Here is a 14,992-nt window from a genome sequence, read left to right on the forward strand (position 1 = left end):
GTTTCCCCGGTTATTCCTGTGCCGGCGCGGCGCCGGCCTCTGCCAGCAGCGCCAGCATGCCGGCCTCGTCCAGCACCGGCACGCCCAGCGCCTCGGCCTTGTCGAGCTTGCTGCCTGCCTCGGCGCCCGCGACTACGTAGTCGGTCTTCTTCGATACCGAACCCGCCACCTTGGCGCCGGCGGCTTCCAGCAGTTCCTTGGCGTCCTCGCGCGACATGGTGGGCAGCGTGCCGGTCAGCACGAAGGTCTTGCCCGACAGTGGCGCCGGGGCCTTGGCCACCGGCTCGCTTTCCGTCCAGTGTACGCCTGCGGCGCGCAGTTGTTCGATGACCTCGACGTTGTGCGGCTCGGCAAAGAAGTGCGCGATCGACTGCGCCACCACCGGGCCGACGTCGTTCACCTCCAGCAGCGCGGCTTCGTCGGCTGCCATCAGCGCATCGAGCTTGCCGAAATGCCTGGCCAGGTCCTTGGCGGTGGCTTCGCCCACATGGCGGATGCCCAGCGCGAAGATAAAGCGGTTCATGGTGGTCTCGCGCGACGCGTCGATCGCCGCCACCAGGTTGGCCGCCGACTTGTCGGCCATGCGCTCCAGCGCGGCCAGCTTGGCCACGCCCAGCTTGAACAGATCCGCCGGCGTGCGCACGATGCCCTGGTCGACCAGTTGCTCGACCAGCTTGTCGCCCAGGCCTTCGATATCCATGGCGCGCCGCTGCGCGAAGTGCAGCAGCGCCTGCTTGCGCTGCGCGGCGCAGATCAGGCCGCCGGTGCAGCGGGCGATGGCTTCGTCTTCCAGCTTTTCGATATGCGAGCCGCAGACCGGGCAGGCAGTCGGCATCACGAACGCGCGCGCATCGTCGGGGCGGCGTTCGGTCACCACGGCGACCACCTCCGGGATCACGTCGCCGGCGCGGCGCACGATCACGGTGTCGCCGATATGCACGTCCTTGCGGCGGATCTCGTCCTCGTTGTGCAGCGTGGCGTTGGTCACCGTGACGCCGCCGACAAACACCGGCTTGAGCCGCGCCACCGGCGTGATCGCGCCGGTGCGGCCGACCTGCACTTCGATGTCCTCGACGATGGTGGTCATTTCCTGCGCCGGGAACTTGTGCGCCAGCGCAAAACGCGGCGCGCGCGAGACAAAGCCCAGGCGCTCCTGTTCGGCCAGTGCGTTGACCTTGTAGACCACGCCGTCGATGTCATACGGCAGCGCGTCGCGGCGCTGGCCGATATCGCGGTAGAAATCCAGCAGGCCCTGCGCGCCCTTCACCACCGCCCGGTCCTTGCACACTGGCAGACCCAGCGCGGCAAAGCCGTCGAGCATGGCGCTGTGGGTGGGCGGACGGTCCACGCCCTGCAGCTCGCCCAGGCCGTAGGCGAAGAACGACAGCGGCCGCTTGGCGGTGATGCGCGGATCGAGCTGGCGCAGGCTGCCCGCGGCGGCGTTGCGCGGGTTGACGAAGGTCTTCTCGCCGGCCTCGACCTGGCGTTCGTTGAGCTTGTCGAAGTCGCCGCGGTACATGAAGACTTCGCCCCGCACTTCAAGCACGGCGGGAGCCTGGCCGCGCAGCTTCAGCGGGATCGCCTTGATGGTGCGCACGTTGACCGTGACATCTTCGCCGGTCTCGCCGTCGCCGCGGGTGGCGGCCTGCACCAGCCTGCCGTCCTCATAGCGCAGCGACATGGCCAGGCCGTCGAACTTCAGCTCGCAGGCGTACTCGACCGCATCGGCCGCGCTGAACAGGTCCTGCTCGCCGGCTGCGGGCGCGGTGCGGCCCAGGCCCTGCGCGCAGCGGCGGTCGAAGTTCAGCACGTCGTCGTCGGCGAAGCCGTTGTTGAGCGACAGCATCGGCACGCGGTGGCGCACCGAATCGAAGGCCGACAGCGGCTCGCCGCCCACGCGCTGGGTGGGCGAGTCCGGCGTCTGCAGTTCGGGATGCTCCAGCTCCAGCGCCTGCAGCTCGCTGAACAGCGCGTCGTACTCGGCGTCGGGAATGGTAGGCGCGTCCAGCACGTAGTACTGGTAGTTGTGGCGATCCAGCTCGTCGCGCAGCCAGGCCACGCGCTTGGCGGCGGCTTCGGGCGGCAAGGGGCCGGCGGGCGCGGAGGCATCTGCCTGCGCGCCGCGGTGTGTTGCGGTCATGGCAGGCTCCGGCTAGATACTGAACAGGCGCTGCGCCACCAACGAACCGGCCGGCATGCCGCGCGCTTCCAGCTTGTTGTACAGCGTTTCAAGCTGGCTGAAGATCGCGACGAACGAGGCCTCGGTCAGCGGCCGCATATTGTCGTCGACCAGCTGCGCGCCCATGCGCTGGGCCAGCGTGTGACCGTATTCGCACACGGTCTTGAACGGCTTGGCGGCCTGGTCGGCCACCGGCACGTCGAGCAGCAGCGTGATCTGGCGGCCGGCCTTGACGGTCAGGTCGTCGCGCAGGAAGTTGGTGTCGCCGAACTGCAGCGTGAACAGCGGACGCTGCACGCCCTCGGCATTGGCCTGGTAGCGGATAAAACGCGTGCCGTCGCGCGACAGCACCAGCCCGTCCTGCGTGGCAACGTTCTGCACGTACGCCGCCGACCACGGCGCGCCATCCGAGATCACGTTGACGCCCAGCTGCACGTCGCAGCCGGCGGCAAAGCCGTCGAGCTCGCGCGCATTGGCGACGGTCTCGCTCATGTCCGGCAGGTCGGCCGAAGCGTCGAGCGACTCGGCCAGCGACTCCACCGCGGTGATGAACTCCGAAAATTCCAGCGCGTTGAGCGGGCCGCCGCGGTTGGCCAGCTGCACGCCGACCTGCAGGTCTTCGTACTGGTGGCCGGCGGTGACCGGCTCCCATGCATTGGCTTCGGTGCGCAGGCCCTCGATATGGACCTGCTTGGTGCCGGCGCGGCGCAGCCGGCCGGTCAGCGGCAGGATGCGGTCACCGGAGGCCTTGCGCTCAAGGTGCAGGGGCACGATGCAGTCGATCAGCGGATCGATCAAGGCAGGCGTGGGCTGGCCATCGGGCACGGCGGCCACCGGAGCTGGGGCGGGTGCAGGTGCGGGAACCGGGGCCGGAGTGGCCTCGGCTTTGGCTTCAGCCTCGTCCTCGGCGGCCTCGGCATGCGTCGCGGCGGTCGCGACGGACACTTCCTCGGCGACGACTTCGTCGGCGTCCGCGGTGCTTGCGGCGGCCGCAGCGGCGGCAGCCGCATGGTTGCTGTCCGTCGCCACCGCGGCACCGGCCGTGGCCTGCGCCGGAGATAGCGTCGGCTCACGCCGCGGTGCCTGTTCGGCAGCGGCTTCGTGCAGGCGCGCGGCGGTTTCCGGCGCGGTACCCTGCCCGACCACCGGCTCGCGCATCGGCGGCAGGTCGTCTTCGGGGCTGAGCTCGCGCGGGCGGCGCGCCTTGCGGATCTGCCACTGGTTGTAGCCGAACACCAGTACCACGAAAACCAGGCCCGCGACGATCAGCGCGGTCTGCAGGTCCATGTTCAGTTTCATGCTGCCTCCGCCATCGAAACCGCCGCGTCCATATCCACGGCCACGATACGCGAAACGCCCTGCTCCTGCATGGTCACGCCAATGAGTTGATGAGCCATTTCCATGGCAATCTTGTTATGTGAGATGAAAACGAATTGAGTCTTGTCCGACATGCGCGCCACCATATTGGCGTAGCGTTCGGTGTTGGCGTCGTCCAGCGGCGCGTCCACCTCGTCCAGCAGGCAGAACGGTGCCGGGTTGAGCTGGAACATGGCAAACACCAGCGCAATCGCGGTCAGCGCCTTCTCGCCGCCCGACAGCAGGTGGATGGTCGAGTTCTTCTTGCCCGGGGGCTGCGCCATCACCTGCACGCCGGCGTCGAGGATTTCCTCGCCGGTCATGATCAGGCGCGCCTGGCCGCCGCCGAACAGCGACGGGAACAGCTCGCCGAAATGATGGTTGACCTGGTCGAAGGTGCCCTGCAGCAGCGCGCGGGTTTCCTGGTCGATTTTGGCGATCGCGTCTTCCAGCGTATTGATGGCGTCGTTCAGGTCGGCCGACTGCGCATCGAGGAAGGTCTTGCGTTCGCGCGCCGCCGCCAGTTCATCGAGCGCGGCCATGTTGACCGGGCCCAGCGCGTTGATGGCGTTGTTGATGCGCGTGACTTCGCCCTGCAGGTATGACGGCTTCAGATCGCCGGTCAGCTTGTCGGCCAGCGCGGCCTCGTCCACTTCGGCCGCGGTCAGCTGCTCGCTGAACTGCTCCTGGTTCAGGCGCGCGGCCTGTTCCTTGAGCTGCAGCTCGGTGATGCGGTCGCGCAGCGGCTGCAGGCTGCGCTCGGCGGCCAGGCGCTGCTCGTCGTGCTGGCGCAATTGCGCCGACAGCGCATCGAGTTCGGTGCGCGCGATGGTGAGCTTTTCTTCCTTCTCGGCGCGGCGCTCCAGCGCTTCCTGCAGGCCGGTATGCGCGGTCTGCTCGTTGATGGTCTCCAGCTCGGCGCGGGCGTTTTCCAGCGATTCGGCGATGCGTTCGGCCTGGTCGGCGGCCACCTGGATATTGCGGCGCAGCTCGTCGATGCGGCTGGCCAGGTTGCGCTCGGCAAAGAGGGCTTCCTGTGCGGCGCGCTCGAAATCACGCAGCTGGTGGCGCGCGCCCGAGAGCTTGCTGTCCAGCGCCTCGAAGGCCATTTGCTGGTCTTCGTGAGTGGCCTGCATCTCTGCCAGCGCGGCGTCATGCTGCTCGAAGCTGGCTTCGGATTCGGCCCGGATGGCGCGTTGTTCCTCGATCTGCGCGTGGATTTCGTCCAGCTCCTCGCGGATCTGGCCGCTGCGGGCGGAGTAGCGCTCCATCGCCTGCGACAGCTTGAGCACGTCCATCTGCAACGCGTGCACGCGGCGGGTAGCCTGCTCGGCGCGCGCGCGGGCATCGCCGAGCCCCTGGCTGGCCTGGGTGTAGGCCGCTTCGGCACGCACCGCCTGGGTCTTGGCTTCGTCGGACAGCAGCAGCTGCGCGCGCGCCTGCTTCTGCAGATTTTCGATCTCCTGCTCGCGCGCCAGCATGCCGGCCTGCTCGGAATCGGCGGCGTAGATCTGGATGGCGTTGCGGCCCACCAGGTGGCCCTCGGCCACGACGAACGACGCGCCGTCAGGCAGCGTGTTGCGTGCGGCCAGCGCCTGCGCCATGTCGGTGGCGACATAGATATCGGCCAGCCAGTCCTGCATCACGGCGCGGATGCCCGGCTCAGTGATCTGGACCAGCGACATCAGCGGGCGCAGGCCGGCAGGCGTTTCCAGCGGACGGGCGGCGGCCGGCGGCGAGTAAAACGCCAGCTTGGCCGGCGGCGCGTCGGACAGGAAGGCCTTGACCCAGTCCAGGTTCGACACTTCCAGCGCGGCCAGCTTCTCGCGCAGCACGGATTCGAGCGCGTTTTCCCAGCCCGGCTCGATATGGACCTTCTTCCACAGGCGGGGCAGCTCGGCCAGCTCATGCCTGGCCAGCCACGGCTGCACCTTGCCGTCGGTCTGCACGTTCTCCTGCAGCTGGCGCAGCGCCGACAGGCGCGCCTCCAGCGTGGCGATTGCGGAGGCTTCGCTGTGCACGCGCGCCTGCGCGGCGCGGCGCGCTTCGTCCAGGCGCGGCACGCTCTCTTCGGCGTCGGCCAGCACGGCCTGGGCTTCCTCGACCAGCGCTTCCTGCTCGGCCAGCTCGGCGCGGGCCTGCTCCAGGCGGGTCTCGTCGGGACGGTCCAGGCCCTTTTCTTCCGCCGACAGGCGTTCGCGGCGCTGTTCCAGCTGCTGCAGCATCTGGTCGGCGCTGCGCTGCTGCGCGGCTTCGAGCTTCAGGGCCTGCTCGGCCTGCATGATGCCGGCGCGCTGCTCGTTGAGCAGTTGCTGGGCGTCGCGCCATTGCCCTTCCAGCGTCGGCAGTTCGTCGTTCTTGTGGGCGACGGCTTCCTGCGCCTCGACCGTGCGGCCTTCGGCCACGGCCAGGTTTTCTTCGGCCTGCGCCAGCTCGTCGGTGGCCTGTTCGGCCTTGCCCTGCCACTGCTCGCGCTGCCCGGTCAGCGCGGCGATCTGGGCCTGCACGCGATTGCGCGATTCCACCACGTAGCGGATCTCGGCTTCGAGCTTGCTAACTTCGGCGTTGGCCTCATACAGCGCGCCCTGCGCGGCGTGCATGCCATCGGACGCCGCGTAATGCGCGGCGCGCATGGTTTCGAGCTCGGCTTCGACATGGCGCAGCTGCGCGGTCTGCGCTTCCAGGTCGATCTGGGCCTGCTCGATGGCGCGCTGGTGGCGTTCCTGCTCTTGCTGGGCCTCGCGCTTGCGCAGCAGCCACAGCAGGTGCTGCTTTTCTTCGCCGTCGGCATGCAGCGTCTTGAAGCGTTGCGCCACCTCGGCCTGGCCTTCCAGTTTTTCGAGGTTGCTGCCGAGTTCGCGCAGGATGTCCTCCACGCGGGTCAGGTTCTCGCGCGTGTCGGACAGGCGGTTTTCGGTTTCGCGGCGGCGTTCCTTGTACTTGGACACGCCCGCGGCTTCTTCCAGGAAGATGCGCATGTCATCGGGCTTGGCCTCGATGATGCGCGAGATCATGCCCTGCCCGATGATGGCGTAGGCGCGCGGGCCCAGGCCCGTGCCCAGGAAGATGTCCTGGATGTCGCGCCGGCGCACCGGCTGGTTGTTGATGTAGTAGGACGAAGTGCCGTCGCGGGTCAGCACGCGCTTGACCGCGACTTCGGCGTACTGGCTCCACTGGCCGGCGGCGCGGCCCTCGGCATTGTCGAACACCAGTTCGACACTCGCCCGGCCGGCCTGCTTGCGCGCGGTGGAGCCGTTGAAGATGACGTCCTGCATGGATTCGCCACGCAGCTCTGACGCACGTGACTCACCCAGCACCCAGCGCACCGCATCGATGATGTTCGATTTGCCGCAGCCGTTGGGACCTACGATGCCGACCAGTTGGCCGGGCACTTGAAAATTGGTGGGATCGACAAATGACTTGAAGCCCGCCAGCTTGATCGAGGATAGTCGCACGGTTTCTCGTGTGGTATCGGCCACTCCGGTATCGGAACCGGGTCGGCCTGGTATCGGGGCTATTGCACTGTTCAGAAAGCCGGGCTGCGCGGGAGCCGGCGCGGCGTGACGCCAGCACCTCAAAATACCCCTCGGGCCCGAGAATTGGGGCTAATCATACCATCGCAGATGCCTTCGCCGGCCCGTTTGGCAGTCGCCCCGGCGTCATATCCCATGGCCGATTTCCCTTGCTATTCCGCCCCTTACAAGCGTTTCCGCAAGCACTTTGGCAGGCGCCGTGGGCGCTGTCAGCCAGCGTTGCCGGCCAATCGCCGGGAAACTAATTAGGGTAAATGCTAGTCTCTGATCTGTCGGCGTGACTCCGGATGCGCTCCGAGCCAAACGCCCATGAACGCCCCTCGCAGCCTTTGGCCAACCAGGAGGACAGAGCATGAGTGAACCGTCAACGGCCGCCCGGCCGTGGTCTGTCAGCGACATCAACTACCAGGCGATCGACGTGGAACGCGTACGCGGCGACCGCGATCTCTTCTACCTGTTGGTGTCGGCCTCGTTCATCGAGAGCGGATCCGACACCTATGCAGGCAACCTTGCCACCTATTACGCCCGTGTGCCCGACGCGGCCGACTGGCTTGCCGAGCACTGGGAAGCCGAGGAACTGCAGCACGGGCTGGCGCTGCGGCGCTATGTCGAGCATGTCTGGCCGGAATTCGACTGGGAGCGCGGCTATGCACGCTTCTTCGACGAGTACAGCAAGACCTGCTCGATCGACCAGTTCGAGCCGACCGAGGGCCTGGAAATGGCGGCCCGCTGCGTGGTGGAAACCGGCACCGCCGCCTACTACCGCGCGCTGGAACAGGCCAGCGACGAACCGGTGCTGCGCGACCTGACGCGGCGCATCTCCAACGACGAGGTGCGGCACTACAAGCACTTCTACCAGTACTTCAACCGCTTTGCGGCATCCGAGCGGCTGGGCCGGCTGCGCGTGCTGGGTGCGCTGGCGCGCCGGCTGCTGGAGATCAAGAACGAGGACGCCGCGATCGCGCTGCGCAATGTGCTGCGCATGGAGCGCGGTGTGGAAGCGGTGTCAGAAGCCGAGGTGCGCGCGCTCAATGCGCGCGTGTCCGGGGTGATCCGGCGCAACATCCCCATCGAAATGACCGTGAAGATGCTGCTGCGGCCGCTGCACTTGCACCGCGGCGTCGAGCGCGCGGTACGGACGCCACTGGTGGCAATGGTGTCGCGGGTCATGCTGCACTGAAGCGCCCGCCGGCTCAGTCAGTGACATGCCGCTGCCTCGGCGCCCGCTGCGGCCGGCGCCGGCGCGCGGCTCCGGTGCACCAGTCCCGACAAAGCGCCGGCGGCGATGATGCACAGGCCGCCGGCCGCTTCCTTCCAGCTCAGCACCTCGGTCGCCAGCCACCACGAGGACAGCGCTGCGATCACGATTTCGAACAGCATCAGCAGCGACACGCGGTTGGCCGGCAGCCGCTGCAGCCCGTATTGCACCACCGAGTTGCTGACCACCAGCACCGCCGCCAGGCCCAGCACCAGCATGCCCACGCTGACCTGCGCGCCCGCGACGATGGCCACCGACGGGCCATCGAGCAGCAGCGCGGCCGGCACGCCCACCACCGTGCAGCCCAGGTAGACCACCACCGTGCGCACGCGTGCGTCCATGTCCGGGAAGCGCTGGCCGGCGCGGCGCGACAGCACATTGTTGACGGCAAAGCCCATGCCGCCGATCAGGCCCGACCATTCGGCGGCGGAGCCCGGCAGCGGCACGCCGACCTCTGGCGTCCACAGCATCAGCCCGGCGCCGAACAGGGCCAGCGCCACCAGCGACAGCCCCGCCGCCGACAGCCGCTCGCCCAGGAACAGCCGGGCAAACAGCGCGGTCCAGACCGGGGTCAGGTAGAACAGCAGCAGCACGCGCATCACATGGCCGTTGACGCTGCCCCAGACGAAGCCGGCGTTGGTCACGCCCGCCGCCAGCCCGATCGCGACGAACAGCAAGTGCGGGCGCAGGCCGGCCAGGTGCCGGCGGAAGACCAGCAGCGACAGCACCGCCGCAACCGAGCTCACCAGCGCCGCGGCGTGCATGCCGCCCAGACCCCAGCCCGCCAGCACGCGGTACGGGAACCAGGCGATGCCCCAGACCGAGGCGCCGATCAGGATGGAAAGCGATGCCTTGACCGCATGGCGGTCGGCCGGCGCATGCTGCGCCGCAACAGTATTTGTGCTCATAAAGGGGATCAAAGCGAGGCGAGCCGGGCCGCCGACCGGTGACAGGCAGGCAGGGTCCGGACGGCGCCGGCGGCATCACCAGGGCGTGATGCCCGCCATCCGTGCTCGTGGCCGGCCGCGCGGGCCGGGCCGGCGCACGGAAACCCGCGCCGTTCCTCTATAATGCGTCGTTTTAACCGGCCCCGACTGACACTGTGAATCCGCGCCTCGACCTGCTCCAGCCCTACCCGTTCGAGAAACTGCGGGTGCTCTTTGCGCAGGTAAAGCCTGCCGACAAGCCGGCCATCAGCTTTGGCATCGGTGAGCCCAAGCATCCGACGCCTGAATTCATCAAGCAAGCGCTGGCAGAGTCGCTCGCGGGGCTGGCGAATTATCCCACAACGGCAGGTTCCGATGCACTACGGCAGTGCATCGCCAGCTGGCTGGAACGCCGCTACGGCCTGCCCAAGGTCAACGCCACCACCGAAGTGCTGCCGGTGACCGGCTCGCGCGAGGCGCTGTTCGCCTTTGCCCAGACCGTGGTCGACGGCACCCGCGCGGGCGCGCTGGTGCTGTGCCCCAACCCGTTCTACCAGATCTACGAAGGCGCGGCGCTGCTGGCCGGCGCCACCCCGGTGTTCGCCAACAGCGACCCGGCGCGCAACTTCGCCCCGGCCTTCGACCGCATCGCCGACGAGGTCTGGCAGAAGGTGCAACTGCTATTTGTGTGCACGCCCGGCAACCCGACCGGCGCGGTGCTGTCGCTGGAAGACTGGAAGCAGCTGTTTGCGCTGTCGGACCGCTACGGCTTTGTGATCGCCTCGGACGAGTGCTACTCGGAGATCTATTTCGACGAGGGCCGCGCCCCGCTGGGTGCGCTGGAAGCCGCGCACAAGCTGGGCCGCGGCCTTGACCGGCTGGTGATGTTCTCGAGCCTGTCCAAGCGCTCCAACGTGCCGGGCCTGCGCTCGGGCTTCGTCGCCGGCGACGCCGCGCTGCTGAAGAAATTCCTGCTATACCGTACCTACCACGGCGGCGCCATGAACCCGGCGGTGCAGAGCGCCAGCATCGCCGCCTGGAACGATGAATCGCATGTGCGCGAGAACCGCGCCGCCTACGTGCGCAAGTTCAGCGAAGTCACGCCGATGCTGGCTGAGGTGCTGGACGTGGCGCTGCCCGATGCAGGCTTCTACCTGTGGGCCGATGTCTCGCGCACCGGCCTCACCGATACCGAATTCGCCGCGCGCCTGCTGGCCGAGCAGAACGTGACCGTGCTGCCCGGCAGCTACCTGGCGCGCGAAGCCGACGGCATTAACCCGGGGGCAAACCGCGTGCGCATGGCGCTGGTGGCGACGCCGGAGGAATGCCTGGAAGGTGCGCGCCGGATCGTGGAATTCTGCAAATCGCTGGCCTGAGGCTTTGGCCTTGACCACTGGTTTGCTCCCCTCTCCCGCTTGCGGGAGAGGGGCCGGGGGAGAGGGCAGGCGGTTCTACCAGCGTGGTGCCTTGCTAGACCCCCCTCTCCCCGACCCTCTCCCGCTGAGGGGAGAGGGAGAACACAATTGGCCGAACATCAACATTCAACACCTGAGAAAACGAACATGACGCAAGCTCTGCAAGCCCTGATCGACCAGGCCTGGGAAGACCGCACCAGCCTGTCGCCCAAGTCCGCCCCCAACGACATCCGCGAGGCCGTCGCCAACGTCATCAGCCAGCTGGATTCCGGCGCGCTGCGCGTGGCCGAGAAGCAAGGCAAGGACTGGATCGTCAACCAGTGGATCAAGAAGGCCGTGCTGCTGTCGTTCCGCCTGGAAGACAACGCGCCGATGAGCGCCGGCGGCTTTGCCCAGTTCTACGACAAGGTGCCGACCAAGTTCGCCAACTGGAGCGCAGACGACTTCGCCAAGGCCGGCTTCCGCGTGGTGCCGCCGGCCGTGGCCCGCCGCGGCTCGTTCATCGCCAAGAACGCGGTGCTGATGCCGTCGTACGTCAATATCGGCGCCTACGTCGACGAAGGCACCATGGTCGACACCTGGGCCACGGTCGGTTCGTGCGCACAGATCGGCAAGAACGTCCACCTGTCGGGCGGCGTGGGCATCGGCGGCGTGCTGGAGCCGCTGCAGGCCAACCCGGTGATCATCGAAGACAACTGCTTTATCGGCGCGCGCTCGGAAGTGGTTGAAGGCGTGATCGTGGAAGAGAACTCGGTGATCTCGATGGGCGTGTACCTGGGCCAGTCGACCAAGATCTACGATCGCGAAACCGGCGAGATCCACTATGGCCGCGTGCCGGCCGGCTCGGTGGTGGTGGCGGGCAACCTGCCATCCAAGGATGGCAAGTACAGCCTGTACTGCGCCGTGATCGTGAAGAAGGTCGACGCGCAGACCCGCGCCAAGACCAGCCTGAACGACCTGCTGCGCGGCGACTGAGCACGCCTGGCGCAGCCCGCAACGGCTGCGCCGCCCCGTCCCGGGGCCCGGCCCCGGGGCAGTATTTCCGTTGTCACCCCGCCTGGCCAGGCTGAACATGCCTTCCCTCCGCAAGCGACTCATGGCCCTGGATCCCACCACCGTCAGTACCGTGCTCTCCCTGCTGCCCACCATTCTCGAGCAGGCCAACAAGACCATCGAGAAACTGAAGAAGAACAAGCGCAAGGACGGCACGCCGGAAGGCGCGGTGGCCGACACGCGCGATCCCGCCGCCCGCATCGCCGAGCTGGAAGCCGCTGCCGTGCAGCAGGCCGAGGCCGTCAAGCTGCTGGCCGAGCAACATGCCATCACCATCGACGCGCTGCGCAAGGAAGCCGCCCGGCTGGACCGCCGCCTGCGCCTGATGACCGCGGTGGCCATGGGCGGCGTGGCGCTGGGCCTGGGCGGCCTGGTGATCGCGCTGAACCTGCTGTTCCGCTGAATCCAATCCATCAAGACTAGCCATGACCGTCCTGCTCTACGGCATACCCAACTGCGATACCGTCAAGAAAGCCCGCACCTGGCTGGATGCCAACGGCGTGGCCTACACCTTCCACGACTTCAAGAAGCAGGGCGTGGATGAAGCCATGCTGCGCGGCTGGCTGAAGCATGTGCCGCTGGCCACGCTGCTCAACCGCAAGGGCACCACCTGGCGCACGCTGTCGGACGCCGACAAGGCCCGCGCCGAGCAGGAAGCCGGCGCGATCGCCTTGATGCAGCAAAGCCCGTCGCTGATCAAGCGCCCGGTGCTGGCCCACGATGGCAAGGTGACGGTCGGCTTCTCCGCCGACCAGTACGCCGGCCAGTTCTGATTTCCATTTCCGTAGTCCGATGACCGCCACCCTCGCCCTCACCGAAGACCTGATCCGCCGCCGCTCCGTCACGCCCGCCGACGAAGGCTGCCAGGCCATCCTGGAAACCCGCCTGAAGGCGCTCGGCTTCGACTGCGAAGCGCTCGTCAGCGGCCCCGACGATTTCCGCGTGACCAACCTGTGGGCGGTCAGGCGCGGCACGCAGGGCAAGGACGGCAAGCTGCTGGTCTTTGCCGGCCATACCGACGTGGTGCCGACCGGCCCGCTGGAGCAGTGGCATTCGGACCCGTTCGCGCCGACGCACCGCGACGGCAAGCTGTACGGCCGCGGCGCCACCGACATGAAGACCTCCATCGCCGGCTTCGTGGTGGCGGTGGAAGAGTTCGTCAAGGCGCATCCTGCGCATGCCGGCTCGATCGCCTTCCTGATCACCAGCGACGAGGAAGGCCCGGCGCACGACGGCACCATCAAGGTGGTCGAGGCCCTGTCCGCACGCGGCGAGCGCCTGGACTTCTGCGTGATCGGCGAGCCGACCTCGGTCGACACGCTCGGCGACATGGTCAAGAACGGCCGCCGCGGCTCGCTCTCGGGCAAGCTCACGGTCAAGGGCATTCAGTGCCATATCGCCTACCCGCACCTGGGCCGCAACCCGATCCATGAAGCCGCGCCGGCGCTGGCCGAGCTGGCCGCCGAGGTCTGGGACCAGGGCAACGAGTACTTCCCGCCGACCAGCTGGCAGATGTCGAACATCCACGGCGGCACCGGCGCCACCAACGTGATCCCGGGCCACGTCACCATCGACTTCAACTTCCGCTTCTCGACCGCCAGCACGCCCGAAGGCCTGAAGGCGCGCGTGCATGCGATCCTGGACCGCCACCAGCTCGAATACGCGCTGGACTGGACCCTGGGCGGCGAGCCCTTCCTGACCCCGCGCGGCGAGCTGTCCGACGCGCTGTCGTCGGCGATCGAGGCCGAGACCGGCGTCAAGACCGAGCTGTCGACCACCGGCGGCACCTCGGACGGGCGCTTTATCGCCAAGATCTGCCCGCAGGTGATCGAGTTCGGGCCGCCCAACGCCAGCATCCACAAGATCGACGAGCACGTTGAAGTGCGCTTCATCGAGCCGCTGAAGAACGTTTACCGCGGCGTGCTGGAACGTCTCGTCGCCTGATTTTTTCGCCGGAAGACACCCATACATGGCAACGCCCTCTCCCCTGCGCACCGTGCGCGACCTGCTGCGTCTCGCAGTCTCGCGCTTTACCGCCGCGCGCCTGTCCTTTGGCCACGGCAGCGCCAATGCCTATGACGAAGCCGCCTACCTGGTGCTGCATACGCTGAACCTGCCGCTCGACACGCTCGATCCCTTTCTGGACGCGCGCCTGCTGCCCGAGGAAGTCGATGCCGTGCTCAAGGTCATCGAGCGCCGCGTCAATGAGCGCGTGCCGGCCGCCTACATCACGCACGAGGCCTTTATGCACGGCCTGCGCTTCTACGTCGATTCACGCGTGATCGTGCCGCGCAGCTTTATCGGCGAACTGCTGCAGGACGGGCTGGAGCCCTGGGTCGGCGAGACCGACAGCATCGGCCCGGTGCTGGAGCTGTGCACCGGTTCCGGCTGCCTGCCGATCGTGGCCGCGCACGTGTGGCCGAACGCGAAGATCGACGCCGTCGACATCTCGCCCGACGCGCTCGCCGTAGCGCGCCGCAACGTGGCCGACTACAAGATGGACGACCGCATCCGGCTGTATGAAGGCGACCTGTACGCGCCGCTGCCGCACGGCGCCACCTACGACGTGATCCTGACCAACCCGCCCTACGTCAACGAAGGCTCGATGCAGGCGCTGCCGCCGGAATACCTGGCCGAGCCGCGCATCGCCCTGGCCGGCGGCGACGACGGCATGGACGTGGTGCGCCGGATCATCGCCGGCGCCAAGGCGCACCTGAATCCGGGCGGCGTGCTGGTGGTAGAGATCGGCAACGAGCACGCCAACGTGGAAGCCGCGTTCCCTGAACTGGAAATCGTCTGGCTGCCGGTCAGTGCGGGGGATGAGCAGGTATTCCTGCTGACCTACGACGCCCTGCCGGGCTGAGTGGACAGGCAGGCCGGCTCGCCTGCCATGCAATCTGGGCGAACACCGGCCACGCGCCGACCATGCTGACCGCGCACGCTCTACACTCACTGCTAGGCACCACGTTCGGTCTTGTCACCGACCCGTCCGAGCGGGGCAGCGGCAGGACCTACTTCCTGCCGCCCATCACCTGGCAGCCACCGCGGTCGACCCGCATCCTGCACGTACGCACCGATGCCGCCGGCCACGTCGCGCAGGTGCGCCTGTGCATTTCCTCCGATAACAACAACAGCGTGTTCGCTCCGCAGCCGGTGCAGTGGCAAACCCTGCGCCCGCTGGTAGCGGCCGAGATCGCGCAGTACCGAGACTACGCGGCCCGAGCAGGCCGCTGTTGAAGCCGTGCCCCCCAGCAACACCCGCCTCCCCGCAT

General features: G+C 67.7%; 12 protein-coding genes. 8 read left to right on the plus strand and 4 right to left on the minus strand.

Annotated features, from left to right (window positions below):
• Window positions 1–10: 10 nt before the first annotated feature.
• From ligA to smc, 3 genes are read right to left on the minus strand one after another with little or no spacing between them, the layout of a single operon-like run.
• Window positions 11–2,140 carry an NAD-dependent DNA ligase LigA gene (ligA, locus tag AC3WRI_RS12375; RefSeq protein WP_492293379.1) on the minus strand — a complete coding sequence of 710 codons (2,130 nt, stop codon included), beginning with the start codon at window positions 2,138–2,140 and terminating at the stop codon, window positions 11–13.
• Between the two features lie 12 nt (window positions 2,141–2,152).
• Window positions 2,153–3,478 (minus strand): cell division protein ZipA C-terminal FtsZ-binding domain-containing protein, encoded by a 1,326-nt coding sequence (locus AC3WRI_RS12380; RefSeq protein ID WP_037024882.1) that lies wholly within the window; start codon window positions 3,476–3,478, stop codon window positions 2,153–2,155.
• The gene (gene smc, locus AC3WRI_RS12385) at window positions 3,475–6,990 is read right to left on the minus strand and encodes a chromosome segregation protein SMC (RefSeq protein WP_010814175.1); all 3,516 of its coding nucleotides are present in this window, start codon (window positions 6,988–6,990) and stop codon (window positions 3,475–3,477) included. Before smc ends, AC3WRI_RS12380 begins: the two co-directional genes overlap by 4 nt.
• A gap of 430 nt (window positions 6,991–7,420) precedes the next feature.
• On the opposite strand from smc, the gene AC3WRI_RS12390 reads away from it, so the two are divergent.
• Window positions 7,421–8,248 carry a ferritin-like domain-containing protein gene (locus AC3WRI_RS12390; protein WP_011615475.1) on the plus strand — a complete coding sequence of 276 codons (828 nt, stop codon included), beginning with the start codon at window positions 7,421–7,423 and terminating at the stop codon, window positions 8,246–8,248.
• 17 nt (window positions 8,249–8,265) lie between these two features.
• Here AC3WRI_RS12390 and AC3WRI_RS12395 read toward each other — a convergent pair whose 3' ends face one another.
• Window positions 8,266–9,234, minus strand: coding sequence for a DMT family transporter (locus tag AC3WRI_RS12395; protein WP_010814177.1), 969 nt, complete (start codon window positions 9,232–9,234; stop codon window positions 8,266–8,268).
• A gap of 194 nt (window positions 9,235–9,428) precedes the next feature.
• Between AC3WRI_RS12395 and dapC the strand changes: the two genes are divergently transcribed.
• The 7 genes from dapC to AC3WRI_RS12430 all read left to right on the plus strand — a co-directional run bounded on the left by dapC (window position 9,429) and on the right by AC3WRI_RS12430 (window position 14,957).
• Window positions 9,429–10,628, plus strand: a complete 1,200-nt coding sequence (gene dapC / locus AC3WRI_RS12400; protein ID WP_010814178.1) for a succinyldiaminopimelate transaminase — start codon at window positions 9,429–9,431, stop codon at window positions 10,626–10,628.
• 186 nt (window positions 10,629–10,814) lie between these two features.
• Window positions 10,815–11,642, plus strand: coding sequence for a 2,3,4,5-tetrahydropyridine-2,6-dicarboxylate N-succinyltransferase (gene dapD / locus AC3WRI_RS12405; RefSeq protein ID WP_010814179.1), 828 nt, complete (start codon window positions 10,815–10,817; stop codon window positions 11,640–11,642).
• Between the two features lie 97 nt (window positions 11,643–11,739).
• A complete protein-coding gene (locus tag AC3WRI_RS12410) occupies window positions 11,740–12,123 on the plus strand; it encodes a hypothetical protein (protein WP_011615476.1) in 384 nt (127 codons plus the stop codon).
• Between the two features lie 22 nt (window positions 12,124–12,145).
• On the plus strand, window positions 12,146–12,493 hold the full coding sequence (locus AC3WRI_RS12415; RefSeq protein WP_492293380.1) for an ArsC family reductase: 348 nt from the start codon (window positions 12,146–12,148) through the stop codon (window positions 12,491–12,493).
• Window positions 12,494–12,512: 19 nt separating this feature from the next.
• Complete coding sequence (gene dapE, locus AC3WRI_RS12420; protein WP_492293381.1) at window positions 12,513–13,664, plus strand: succinyl-diaminopimelate desuccinylase; 1,152 nt, start codon at window positions 12,513–12,515, stop codon at window positions 13,662–13,664.
• Between the two features lie 25 nt (window positions 13,665–13,689).
• A complete protein-coding gene (gene prmB, locus AC3WRI_RS12425; RefSeq protein ID WP_492293382.1) occupies window positions 13,690–14,583 on the plus strand; it encodes a 50S ribosomal protein L3 N(5)-glutamine methyltransferase in 894 nt (297 codons plus the stop codon).
• A gap of 62 nt (window positions 14,584–14,645) precedes the next feature.
• On the plus strand, window positions 14,646–14,957 hold the full coding sequence (locus AC3WRI_RS12430; RefSeq protein ID WP_010814184.1) for a hypothetical protein: 312 nt from the start codon (window positions 14,646–14,648) through the stop codon (window positions 14,955–14,957).
• The last annotated feature ends 35 nt before the right edge of the window (window positions 14,958–14,992 follow it).

This window comes from Cupriavidus sp. FW305-27 (assembly GCF_058787995.1).

Excerpts from the sequence above, each read along its gene's own strand:
- ligA (WP_492293379.1), bottom strand. The coding sequence starts at position 2,140 with ATGACCGCAACACACCGCGGCGCGCAGGCAGATGCCTCCGCGCCCGCC.
- AC3WRI_RS12380 (WP_037024882.1), bottom strand. The coding sequence starts at position 3,478 with ATGAAACTGAACATGGACCTGCAGACCGCGCTGATCGTCGCGGGCCTG.
- AC3WRI_RS12390 (WP_011615475.1), top strand. The coding sequence starts at position 7,421 with ATGAGTGAACCGTCAACGGCCGCCCGGCCGTGGTCTGTCAGCGACATC.
- AC3WRI_RS12395 (WP_010814177.1), bottom strand. The coding sequence starts at position 9,234 with ATGAGCACAAATACTGTTGCGGCGCAGCATGCGCCGGCCGACCGCCAT.
- dapD (WP_010814179.1), top strand. The coding sequence starts at position 10,815 with ATGACGCAAGCTCTGCAAGCCCTGATCGACCAGGCCTGGGAAGACCGC.
- AC3WRI_RS12410 (WP_011615476.1), top strand. The coding sequence starts at position 11,740 with ATGCCTTCCCTCCGCAAGCGACTCATGGCCCTGGATCCCACCACCGTC.
- AC3WRI_RS12415 (WP_492293380.1), top strand. The coding sequence starts at position 12,146 with ATGACCGTCCTGCTCTACGGCATACCCAACTGCGATACCGTCAAGAAA.
- dapE (WP_492293381.1), top strand. The coding sequence starts at position 12,513 with ATGACCGCCACCCTCGCCCTCACCGAAGACCTGATCCGCCGCCGCTCC.
- prmB (WP_492293382.1), top strand. The coding sequence starts at position 13,690 with ATGGCAACGCCCTCTCCCCTGCGCACCGTGCGCGACCTGCTGCGTCTC.
- AC3WRI_RS12430 (WP_010814184.1), top strand. The coding sequence starts at position 14,646 with ATGCTGACCGCGCACGCTCTACACTCACTGCTAGGCACCACGTTCGGT.